Source organism: Enterobacter sp. Cy-643 (assembly GCF_011752815.1).
GTDB lineage: Bacteria > Pseudomonadota > Gammaproteobacteria > Enterobacterales > Enterobacteriaceae > Cedecea.
Genome location: NZ_VWWV01000001.1, coordinates 1,530,002 through 1,541,210, shown reverse-complemented (window position 1 = coordinate 1,541,210; position 11,209 = coordinate 1,530,002). Strand labels below are relative to the sequence as shown.

Annotated in this window: 9 protein-coding genes and 1 pseudogene; 7 read left to right on the top strand and 3 right to left on the bottom strand. The window is 57.1% G+C overall.

What is annotated here, in order from left to right; all coding sequences use genetic code 11:
- Positions 1-118: 118 nt before the first annotated feature.
- The 6 genes and pseudogenes from F3J29_RS07105 to cybB all read left to right on the top strand — a co-directional run bounded on the left by F3J29_RS07105 (position 119) and on the right by cybB (position 4,770).
- On the top strand, positions 119-1,813 hold the full coding sequence (locus tag F3J29_RS07105; protein WP_166864300.1) for a methyl-accepting chemotaxis protein: 1,695 nt from the start codon (positions 119-121) through the stop codon (positions 1,811-1,813).
- A gap of 127 nt (positions 1,814-1,940) precedes the next feature.
- Positions 1,941-2,219, top strand: a complete 279-nt coding sequence (locus F3J29_RS07100; protein WP_166864297.1) for a VF530 family protein — start codon at positions 1,941-1,943, stop codon at positions 2,217-2,219.
- Between the two features lie 2 nt (positions 2,220-2,221).
- Positions 2,222-2,620, top strand: a pseudogene (fos, locus tag F3J29_RS22640) (fosfomycin resistance glutathione transferase); the annotation flags it as partial.
- A complete protein-coding gene (locus F3J29_RS07095) occupies positions 2,612-3,067 on the top strand; it encodes a GNAT family N-acetyltransferase (protein WP_166865033.1) in 456 nt (151 codons plus the stop codon). The pseudogene fos and the gene F3J29_RS07095, both read left to right, overlap by 9 nt.
- 86 nt (positions 3,068-3,153) lie before the next feature.
- Positions 3,154-3,948: a YdcF family protein gene (locus F3J29_RS07090; protein WP_166864294.1), complete on the top strand. Its 795-nt coding sequence runs from the start codon at positions 3,154-3,156 to the stop codon at positions 3,946-3,948.
- 285 nt (positions 3,949-4,233) lie between these two features.
- Positions 4,234-4,770, top strand: coding sequence for a cytochrome b561 (gene cybB, locus F3J29_RS07085; protein ID WP_166864291.1), 537 nt, complete (start codon positions 4,234-4,236; stop codon positions 4,768-4,770).
- Positions 4,771-4,780: 10 nt separating this feature from the next.
- On the opposite strand, the gene F3J29_RS07080 is transcribed toward cybB, so the two are convergent.
- On the bottom strand, positions 4,781-5,677 hold the full coding sequence (locus tag F3J29_RS07080) for an AraC family transcriptional regulator (protein ID WP_166864289.1): 897 nt from the start codon (positions 5,675-5,677) through the stop codon (positions 4,781-4,783).
- A 124-nt stretch (positions 5,678-5,801) separates the two neighbouring features.
- Between F3J29_RS07080 and F3J29_RS07075 the strand changes: the two genes are divergently transcribed.
- Positions 5,802-6,689: an SDR family oxidoreductase gene (locus F3J29_RS07075; protein WP_166865031.1), complete on the top strand. Its 888-nt coding sequence runs from the start codon at positions 5,802-5,804 to the stop codon at positions 6,687-6,689.
- Positions 6,690-6,730: 41 nt separating this feature from the next.
- Here the strand turns inward: F3J29_RS07075 and F3J29_RS07070 are convergent, their stop codons facing one another.
- Together F3J29_RS07070 and F3J29_RS07065 are read right to left on the bottom strand one after the other, a co-directional pair.
- On the bottom strand, positions 6,731-8,998 hold the full coding sequence (locus F3J29_RS07070; protein WP_166864286.1) for a TonB-dependent receptor domain-containing protein: 2,268 nt from the start codon (positions 8,996-8,998) through the stop codon (positions 6,731-6,733).
- A 91-nt stretch (positions 8,999-9,089) separates the two neighbouring features.
- Positions 9,090-11,198 (bottom strand): S9 family peptidase, encoded by a 2,109-nt coding sequence (locus F3J29_RS07065; RefSeq protein WP_205246651.1) that lies wholly within the window; start codon positions 11,196-11,198, stop codon positions 9,090-9,092.
- Positions 11,199-11,209 lie beyond the last annotated feature (11 nt).

The following is an 11,209-nucleotide window of genomic DNA, read 5'->3' as shown; positions in this document are numbered from 1 at the left end:
CTCTCCGGGACTTCTTTGAGCTGCATTAACGCAAATCTGTGACGTAGCGCGTAATGTTTTTCCGCGCCGGGGCCGATGACCGTTGAAGGGAATTCCCCATACAAAGAGAGTCACGGACATGTCGATAAAAACTCTGACCCCACAAAACGGCGTGCGCTTCTGGCATCACATCCGGCTGGTGCCGCTGTTTTCCTCTATCCTCGGCGGCATTCTGCTGCTGTTTGCGCTTTGCATCGGTTTCGCCAGCTTTTTTCTTATCCAGGGCGACCGCGCGCTTCAGGACGTCACCGAAGAAATCCAGGTGCGAATGGGGCTGGCGGACAGCGCCAACCATCTGCGTACGGCGCGTATCAACCTGATCAACGCCGGGGCCGCAAGCCGCGTGGCGGATATGGATCAGGTTAAGCAGAACGTGGCCAACGCCGAAGGGCTGATCAAGCAGGCGCAGGCTGGCTTCAGCACCTATATGGCGCGAAAAGTGAAAACGCCGGCTGACCAGGCGCTGGACAAAGGATTGCAGGATGATTTTGCGGCTTATCTCGACAAAGGGATGAAGCCAATGCTGAAGTTTGCAAAGAACGGTATGTTTGAGGCGATCATCACCCATGAAAGCGACGTGGTGCGCAAGCTGGACGCCGATTACGATGCCAAACTGCAGCAGGCCGTCAATATTCGTACCGACCGGGCAAACGCCCTGAGAGAGCTGGCCGACAGCCGCACCCGAACCAGCGTGGCGATGATGGCCGGAGCCTTTGCGATAGCGCTGTTTATGACGGTGTTCACCTTTATCATGCTGCGCCGCGTGGTGATTGGCCCGCTGCAGCGCGCCGCGAAACGCATTGAACACATCTCTGACGGTGATTTGACGCTGCCGGCGGAGGCGACCGGCAACAGCGAAATTGGCAAACTCAGCCAGCACCTGCAGCATATGCAGCAGCAGCTGGTCAGCACCGTCAGCACGGTGCGCGAAGGGGCCGAGGCTATCTATCAGGGTTCGAGTGAAATTTCTGCCGGGAATACCGATCTCTCTTCCCGCACCGAGCAGCAGGCGGCGGCAATCGAACAAACCGCCGCCAGCATGGAGCAGCTGACCGCCACGGTGAAACAGAACGCCGACAACGCGCATCACGCGACGAAGCTGGCGGAAGATGCCTCGCAGAAGGCTACCGACGGCGGCAGTATTGTTTCGGGCGTGGTCAGCACCATGGACAATATCTCGGCCAGCTCGAAGAAAATCTCTGAGATCACCTCGGTGATCAATAGTATCGCTTTCCAGACCAATATTCTGGCGCTGAATGCCGCCGTGGAAGCGGCAAGGGCGGGGGAACAGGGGCGTGGTTTCGCCGTGGTGGCAAGCGAAGTGCGAACGCTGGCACAGCGCAGCGCTCAGGCGGCAAAAGAGATTGAGGGGCTTATCGGCGAATCCGTGTCGCTGATCGACAGCGGCTCCCGCCAGGTGGCGCAGGCCGGTACCACGGTGACCGGGATTGTGGAGGCCGTCCGCCGCGTGACCGATATTATGCTGGAAATTGCTGCCGCTTCGGATGAGCAGAGCCGTGGCATTCAGCAGGTCGGGCAGGCGATACACGAAATGGATAACGTCACGCAGCAAAATGCCTCGCTGGTGGAGGAGGCGTCAGCCGCCGCCGTTTCTCTGGAAGAGCAGGCCGCTCGCCTGACGGAGGCGGTCGGTACCTTCCGGCTGACGACAAGTTTCGCCGCTGCGCCGCAAAAACAGGCCGTCGTTACTTCTCCTGCGTCCTCCACGGTTCGGCCTGCAACGGCCTCTGCCGACAACTGGGAAACATTCTGACCGATCTCTCCCGCGGCTCAGCAATGGGCCGCCTCTCACTTCTTTTCGTTTCGCCTCCGCACCCAGTTGCGCCCTACCTTTAGAATCAGTAAGGTGTGCGCAAATTGACGATATAGCCGGAAAAAACATGAGTTCAAAAGATCCGCTGCACGGCGTGACGCTTGAAGCGTTGCTTAACGCCCTGGTCGAACGTTACGGCTGGGCCGAAATGGCGCGGCAGGTAAATATCAACTGCTTTAAAAGCGATCCCACCGTTAAGTCCAGCCTGAAGTTCCTGCGCCGCACGCCCTGGGCGCGTAAAGAAGTGGAAGAGATGTATATCGCCTCTCTCGACGAGCCTGAGGCCAGACACGACGCACCGGCGGACAGCCCCTGGGCTAACTGGCAGGCAAAAAATAAGGAATAACCATGTTAACCGGCCTGAATCACCTGACGCTTGCGGTGCGCGATCTGGCGCGGAGCCTGGCGTTTTACCAAAGCCTGCCGGGTATCAGGCTCCATGCGCGCTGGGAGGCCGGGGCCTATCTTTCCTGCGGTGATTTATGGCTTTGCCTTTCTCTGGATGCAAAGGCCGGTGAGCGGCCAGTGCATTACACCCACTACGCGTTCAGCGTGAGCGCAGAGGCCTTTCCCCGAACGGTTAAGGCGCTGGAACAGCAGGGCGTCCGCGTATGGAAAGACAATCGCAGCGAAGGGCATTCCTTCTACTTCCTTGACCCGGATAACCACCAGCTTGAGCTGCACGTCGGGGATTTAGCCAGTCGCCTGGCGGCCTGCAGGGTAAAACCCTACTCTGGGATGACATTCCAGGAGGCGGGGATTGCCGTGCGGCAGGCCTCTCTGGAGGAAATCCTCGCGCTTTACCACCGTCTGCCGGAATTTGAAGATTGCAGAAGCGCGGCGGATCTTCAGGCTCGCCTGGCGGGGAACCAAACCAGCCAGCTCATTGCCCGTGTCAACGGCGTTCCCGCCGGGTTTAAGCTCGGCTATGCGCTCGGCGAGACGGAATTTTACAGCTGGCTGGGTGGCGTTTTGCCTGAGTTCAGGCGGGACGGCGTCGCTCAGGCCCTGCTGGTCGAGCAGGAAAAGTGGGCAATCGAGCAGGGTTACCGCACGCTGACCGTGAAAACCCGCAACAAATTTCGCGGCATGCTAATGATGCTGCTTAAAAACGGCTATCAGCTTATTGAGATTGCGCCGAAGGGCGACCCGGACGATTACCGCCTGCTGCTGCGAAAATCGTTCCCTGGCTGAAACAGCGCTTTCAGCCGCATCTGATTGGCGTGTAACCTCGACCGGGTTAGGCTACACGCTGGTTTTTAACCGGGAGGATCCCGCTCATGATGACATCCCCAACCTTGAGTCAGCCGACAATTCAGGCCGTGAATACGCTCGGCCAGTGGCTGGCGCAGAGCGATTTTACAGGCACACCGCAGGCACAGGATGCCGATCTGATTATCCTGGCCGGTAACGCCGTGATCCCAACCCTCGAGGCCGCGTGTGAGTTTGCCGCCAACAGTGAAAAACCGCTGCTCATCACCGGCGGTATAGGGCATTCCACGACCTACCTCTACGCGGAAATCGCCCGCCACCCGCGCTACAACACGATTCCTACCACGGGCCGTGCCGAAGCGGCGATCATCCAGGACATTGCCCACCAGTTCTGGAAAGTCCCGAATGAGAAGATCATCACCGAAGAGAAATCCACCAACTGCGGGGAAAATGCTCGCTTTAGCGTGGACAAAATCGCCGAACTTGGCCTCAGTCCCGGGCGCGTGCTGATAGTCCAGGATCCAACCATGCAGCGCCGGACCGTGGCGACTTTTGCTCGCGTCTGGCAGGGCAACGCGCAGGCGCCGGAATGGCTAAGCTGGCCTGGCGTGATTCCTGAATTAGTCGAGGGAGAGCAGGGCACTGTTTTTGCCGGAGAAGCTGAAGGTTTATGGCCGATTGAGCGCTACGTTTCGCTGGCGCTGGGTGAAATCCCTCGCTTACGTGATGACGCAACCGGCTATGGTCCGCAGGGGCGGGACTTTATCGTTCATGTCGATATCCCGCCGCAGGTGATGGCCGCCTGGCACGCACTCCAGCAGGATATGGCGCTAAGCGCGTTGATTCGCGAGCGGGGGCTGTAATCCCGCTGGCTTTGCTCTGAGTAACGTTAAGGCTAAAAAATTACAGGCTGAAACAAATTAACGGCCATAATATGTTGATGTTCATCATCTTTCTGACAAATTATCTGGTAGTAGAAGAAATACCGGAAGGCTCGTTAAAAACAGGAAAATCAATTCATTGATTTTCGGCTGATAACCACCAAGAGGGAAAAAACGCGTTTTTTTCCTCATTGTCAGCAATTTTATACTCTTTTAATGTTTCTTCGTTATCCTGGCATTCAACGTTATTTCAGGGCAGGGTCTCTCATGCGGACTAAATATACCTCGGTACAGATTTCGATCCACTGGCTGGTTTTTCTGCTGGTGGTGGGGGCTTATTGCGCTATGGAACTGCGTGGTTTTGCCCCGCGTAGCTACCGACCGCTCATTAACTCTATCCATTTCACCTGCGGCATTTCCGTGCTGGTGCTGATGGTGGCCCGCCTGCTGGTGCGCATTAAATACCGCGCGCCGGCCATCGTGCCAAAGCCGCATCCGGCGGTGACCGGTATCTCTCATCTGGTTCACACGATTGTCTATCTGATGTTTATTGCGCTGCCGGTGCTGGGCTTCCTGGCAATGTACTACCGCGGCAGTGACTGGGTGGCCTTTGGGTTACAAATGCCGGTGGCGGCGGTACCGGATGAAGATCTGGAATTCAGCATCAAATCCTGGCATGAGCTGCTCGCCAACACCGGCTATTTCGTGATTGGCCTCCACGCCTTCGGCGCCTTATTTCATCACTACGTCTGGAAAGACAATACGCTGCTGCGGATGATGCCCGGCAAACGCGAGCAGCCCTGACTGCCTGCCGTTAGCCTTTTGCATACTGCCTGGGTGAGCAGCCCATCACCCGCTTGAAAGCCTTTCCGAACGCGCTTTCCGATTCATACCCCAATTCCACAGCAATACGCGCCAGAGAATCACCCGACTGGCGCAACCTGTCGGAAGCCAGCATCATCCGCCAGCGCGTCAGGTAATCGATAGCGGATGCGCCCGTCACCGCTTTAAACCGGGCGGCAAACGCCGACCGCGACATCCCCACGCGCTCCGCCAGTTTTTCCAGCGTCCAGTTGAAAGCGGGCTCTTTATGCATGCAGGTCAGGGCCAGACTGAGCTGTTTATCCGCCAGCGCATACAGCCAGCCGACGGCGGGTTGCTGGGCTAAGTGCAGCCTCAGAGCCTGAATCAGCATCATCCAGGCGAGCTGCTGGACGATAAGCGCGCTGCCGGGGCGAGGCTGGCGGATTTCATCGGTCATTTGATCCAGCGCCCAGCGCATGGCGGCCTTACTTTCAGGCTGCTGAATGCAAACGACCAACGGCAAAGAACTCAGCAGCAGATCGGCCGCTTCCCCGCTCAGCACAAAATGGCCCCCGACCAGGAAACAGCTTTCCTGCTGGCCGGGGACGACGTCAGGCCCCAGCTTCCCTGCCTGGCGCAGCGTGTAGAAATCTACAGGTGCGGTATCAAGCCCGGTCGCCAGGCAAAAAGGCGGCCCCGGCGGCAGAAGATAACAGTCGCCGGCCTGCAGCAGCAGCGGCTCGCTTATACCGTCCACGGAGAGCCAGCAGCGGCCTGACACCACGGCATAACACTTGATGCCGGCATGCTCAGGCCACTGGATGGACATCTCCTGATGCAGCGCCACGCCGCCGGAGGCATAGCTTTGGGGTTTCAACAGCGAAAGCAGTTCAGACAGCGGATCCATAGCAACTCCGGACGATGAGACTAAAAATGACGACTTTTGAACATTGTTCGTCTTGCTTTCTCTGTTTACAGTAAATCCCGTCGGACGGCAACTCAGTCCTCAGTGACGGTTTGGGATAATGACTATGCGTATTTTTGTCACCGGTGCGACCGGTTTTCTTGGCTCGGCCATCGTTCAACAGCTGCTTGCCGCCGGGCATCAGGTTCTGGGGCTAACGCGTTCTCAGCGTGGGGCCGAGGCTTTATCATCCTGGGGCGCAAAAGCACATTATGGCGATCTGGATGACCTCGCCAGTTTGCAGCACGGGGCAGATCTTGCGGATGCAGTGGTTCACACCGCGTTTAATCATGATTTTTCTAACTTTGTCGCCAACTGCGAAGCGGACGGGAAAGTGATTGCCGCTATGGGGGACGCGCTGGTGGGATCGGCCCGCCCGATGGTGATCACCTCTTTTGTCGCTATGGGCGCGACTGAACCGGGTAAACCGGCGACGGAAGAGGGGTATAACCTCCAGACGCCCAATCCGCGTAAGGCCACGGAAGTTGCCGGGGTCAGCCTGCTTGAGCGGGGCGTTAACGCCTCTTTTGTACGCCTGCCGCAGGTGCATGACACCTTCAGGCAGGGGCTAATTACGCCGCTTATTGAGCTGGCTCGCGACAAAGGCGTGGCGGCATATGTTGACGAAGGCAAAAACCGCTGGTCGGCGGTGCACCTGAGTGATGCCGCTCGGCTGTATGTCCAGGCGGTAGAGAGAGGCGTGGCGGGGGAGCGCTACAATGCCGTGGCGGAAGAAGGGATCGCCACGAAAACGATCGCCGAAATGATTGGCCTGGGGCTTGGCGTGCCGGTTCGCAGTATCGGGGCTGACAAAGCCAGCGACCATTTTGGCTGGCTGGGGCGTTTTGCCGTACACGATATGTCGGCCTCAAGCGCAATCACGCAGCAGAGAACCGGCTGGCGGCCAACCGGGCCTGGGCTGATCGAAGATTTGCAGAAGATGAAATACCGCTAATTAACCATCGCCCGGCCTAAAACCGGGCGATGGGCTGACAATCAGAAGCGAATCTCGCCGCCAAAGATCCAGGTTCTCCCGCGCGCGGTGTTTGCCCGGCTGGCGTCATCTCCAGGTCCTGGCATCATATTGAGCTTGTTCAGCGCCTCGGAGTAATCCCGGTTCATCAGGTTTTGGACCGTGAGTTTCAGCATCAGATTACGGTTCACCTCATAAGTGCCGTAGAGATCGATAATGGTCGGGATCTGCGGTAAATCCTCTTTAACGATAGCCCCGGTATGCTCATCGGTTTCAAAATCAGGCGACAGCCGCCGTGCTTTACCGGTGTACTTCACTATCGTCCCCAGGGTCAGAGCCTTATCGAAGAAACGCACCCCGGCATCCAGCGTCATATATTTCCGCGGCAGCTCGGTAATATCCCCCGCGCCGAAATAGGTGCTGGCGATAGAGGTGGGCTGGTCGGTCTGCTGCTGACTGAAGGAGAGGCGGCTAAAGGCGAACCCTGCGTCGTAATCCATCTCCAGCTCCACGCCGTGAGCGGTGACGCCGCTGGCCGAGTTCACGTAAATGTACATATTGTCGCTGTACTCGTCGCTGATGTCCGCCCAGTCATTGCCAAGCACTTCGGTCATGCTGCATTTTCGTCCGCTGGAGCAGACCTGGTAAGATTCGCTGTAAATATAGTTCTGGATCCTGCTGCGGTAGGCCAGCGCCTTAAAGCGCAGCGAGTCCTGCTGAACGAGCAGATCTTTGGTGTCGATATTAAAACCGGCCTGCCAGGTTTCCGCGCGCTCAGGCTTCAAGAACGGGTTCATGGACGCGCCGCCGGAGTTGGAGAAAAACATCTCCTGAATATTTGGCGCACGCATCGATTTACTGTAGCCGACAAAGGGCTGAAGCCACGGCGTAACCTGGGCCGACAGCTGTGCCGATGGGTTGAAGCCGCTTTCTCGCTCATCAACGTCGTAACTTCCCTGGGGGACACAGATAACGCGTTCGTCACAGGGCGGTTTATGGCCGGTGATTCTGTTGCGCGTGTAGTTGAGGTTCAGATCGGCCTGCCAGATACCGCGCGTCACCTGTAGCCCGGTATATAACGCCGAAATATCCTGCCGCCCGGAAGGCGCGAACGGATTGTTTTCGATCGCCTCGTGGTTGGTTTTCTCATCGCCTGCGGCAGCATTAATGAGTTTAGTGTAACGGGTACGCATTAACTTGCTGCCCAGCGTAAACGCCAGATCGTTATCGCCCAGGCTAAAACGGCTGGTGTTGTTTACGTCCAGCGCATCGGAACGGTTTTGCGCGGAGGTGCTGTAAAAAGTAAACAACGAACCATCGCGGTATTTCTGATCGCCGCGGCTGGTGCTGGCCGTGACGTTAAAATCAATCAGCTCAGAGAACGGGGCGTAATGATATTTAATATAATAATCGTCGCTGGTGATATCGCGGCGGGAGAATCTATTTTCATAGGTTCTGGCCGACAGCTCGACGCTATTAAATTCATCAGGCTTAATATCCATTTTATAAAGCTGCGATTTCGGATTCTGCTTCATAAATTTATCGTAACCAAACTCTTCGCTATTGATGCCGGAGCCGTTCGAGAAATTAGAATAAATAGAACTGCCGCTGATGGCGGCCATCGCACCAAAGCTCCCGGTGTCGGTAAAGGCGTCCGTTCTTCCGGCCGCCGCAATCATTCCGCTGCGCCCGATCCCGTTGCTGCCCACCGAGAAGCGCGACCGCACCCCGTAATCATTTCCCTTAAATATCACGTCATCGACGCCGAGGGTGCGCATATTTGCGCTGCCGGCAAGGGCGTTGATTCCCGCGGAACCGCTGCTGTCCCCGCGCGTAACGTCCACGCCGACCAGGAAATTCGGGTCTATAAGCACCCCGGCCTGGTTGTTAGTGGAGCCGTGTACGGTCGTGCCGGACGTGGTGGTGCCATAAAAGCTTTGGGTAATGCCGTCCACCATGGTGTTCACGCGGCCAAAGCCGCTCATCCCGCGAATATTAACGCTCACCGTGCCCTGGCCGGGATCGATTTGGGTATAGGTGCCAGGCATGCTGCGCAGCGTGGCATCCAGAGATTGCAGGTTTTTATCCGTGGCGCGTGAGCTGGTTGCGCCTGGTTTTTCCAGCGCCTCTTGCTCGCGGGTGATATTCCCGGCGGAAACATTAAGTGGGCTAAATACCGCCGAGCCTTTTTTATTCCCGCTGTTTATTTCATTATTGTCTTGTGCCGCCCCGCCGGCGCTGAGCAATAGCATGCCCGAGCCGATAGCAACGGCCAGTTTATTAACGTTCATACGTGTCCTTGAAGTATTATAATAAAATAAAGATTATTTTTATTATTATGTCGCCCGCTAGCAGCCTTCCCGTTAAGGGAAGGCTTCCAGGTTAGCGCTGTTTATCTGCCTCCAGAATAAAACTGTACTCAAGGGCGGTATTTTCCAGACGTTTTATTCGGCCTGATTTACCGCCGTGCCCGGCCTGCATTTCGGTCAGCAGAAGGATTTTGCCAGGCCCCCGCTGGTTTTCACGTAGCTTCGCAACCCATTTTGCAGGCTCCCAGTATTGCACCTGCGAGTCGTTAAGGCCGCTGGTCACCAGCAGATTAGGATAGGACGAAGGCTTAACGTTATCGTAAGGACTCCAGGATTTGAGCCGCAGATAGTCCGTTTTACGGTGCGGATTGCCCCATTCGTCATATTCTCCCACCGTGAGCGGCAGTGATTCGTCCAGCATGGTTGTTACCACGTCGACAAAAGGCACCTGCGCGACCACGGCATTAAACAGCGTGGGTTGCTGGTTAATCACGTTGCCCATCAGCAAGCCTCCGGCGCTTCCGCCCATAGCGTATAGTCTGCCAGCCTGGCCGTAGCCCAGTTCAACCAGCCCGTGGGTCGCATCGAGAAAATCATTGAAGCTGTTGGGCTTGTTTTCCAGCTTCCCCTGTTGATACCACTGCTGGCCCAGTTCACCTCCGCCGCGAACGTGCACGATAGCGAACACAAAACCACGATCGAGCAGGCTGAGCCGGTTGGCGCTGAAGGCCGGATCCATGCTCATTCCGTAGGCACCATAGCCGTAAACCAGCAGCGGGCTGTGGGCCGGTTTAAACATTTTTTTGTTATAAACCAGCGAGACGGGCACCTTCACGCCGTCGCGGGCGGTGATCCAGATCCGCTCGCTGTGATAATTCTGCGGCGAGCTGTTATTGACCTCCTGGCGTTTAAGCAGGGTGCGTTCACCGCTGGCCAGATCCCATTCATAGGTGCTGGTGGGCGTGGTCATCGAAGAGTAGCCATAGCGCAGCTTGCCGGCCTGTGGCTCCGGGTTATAGCCGAGCCAGGCCATATAGCTGGCGTCATCAAACTGCAGCGTCTGCTCACCGTGGTTCAGCCAGTTGATCTTGCGTATCTGGCTCAGCCCGTCCTGGCGTTCTGCCACCACCAGCCAGTCTTTAAACAGGGTGAATCCTTCCACCATTTTATTGGGTTGGGGCGCAACCACTGCCAGCCACTTATCGCCGGGCGCGTGGCTTTTATACAGCCCAAAATTGGCATTTTCCTGGTTCGCTCGCAGGTAGAACTCCCCGGCAAAATGGTCAAGATAATATTCAATCCCCGGTCTGCGGGTGGCGAAAAGCACCGGGGGCTCTTCGGGGTTATCCGCATCGATCAGGCGGGCTTCCGATGAAGTGCTGGCGCTGAGCGTAATAATTAAATAGCGATCCGAAGCCGAACGGGAAAGCCCGAGGTAATAGCCGCCGTCAGCCTCTTGATAGACCAGCACATCCTCGGCGACAGGCGTACCGGGGCGGTGCCGCCAGACCTGCGAGGGCACCAGCGTTTGCGGATTATTGCGGATGTAAAACAGGTAGCGCCCGTCGTTAGACCAGACCATATTCCCGGAGGTGTTTTCGATTGCGTCGGGGAGCCATTGCCCGCTGTTTAAATCCCGCAGCGAGAGGCGGTACTGGCGGCGGCCCGTCGTGTCCTCGGCAATCGCCATCATCTGATTATCCTGGCTGACGACAAGGCCGCTTAGCTGGTAATAGTTCTTGCCTTTGGCGCGCAGGTTGCCGTCCACCAGCGTTTGCCAGTCACCTTCGCCCCCGACGGGCTGTCGCTGGCTGACGGCGTATTCCTGGCCAGCCAGATAAACATCCTGATAGCGATAACCGTTTCGCTGGAAGGGCACAGAGCGGTTTTCCGGGCTCATGCGTGCGACCATTTCCCGATACAGCGTGTCCGTTAACGCTGCGGACGGTTTCAGTACCTCGCGGGCGTAGTTATTTTCCTCCTCAAGGTGACGCCGCACTTTCGCGTCGCTGCGGCTGTCATCCCTGAGCCAAAAATAGTTATCCACGCGGACATCGCCATGCTCAATAAGCGGGTGGGGAATTTTGGGCGTAGCCGGGGGCTGCGGCGCGTCGGCGATAGCCCAGCTGGCAGACAGCGAGCAGACGAGGAGCAGCGGCGTGGCTTTCCATAGTTTTTCCATGTGGCGTCCTT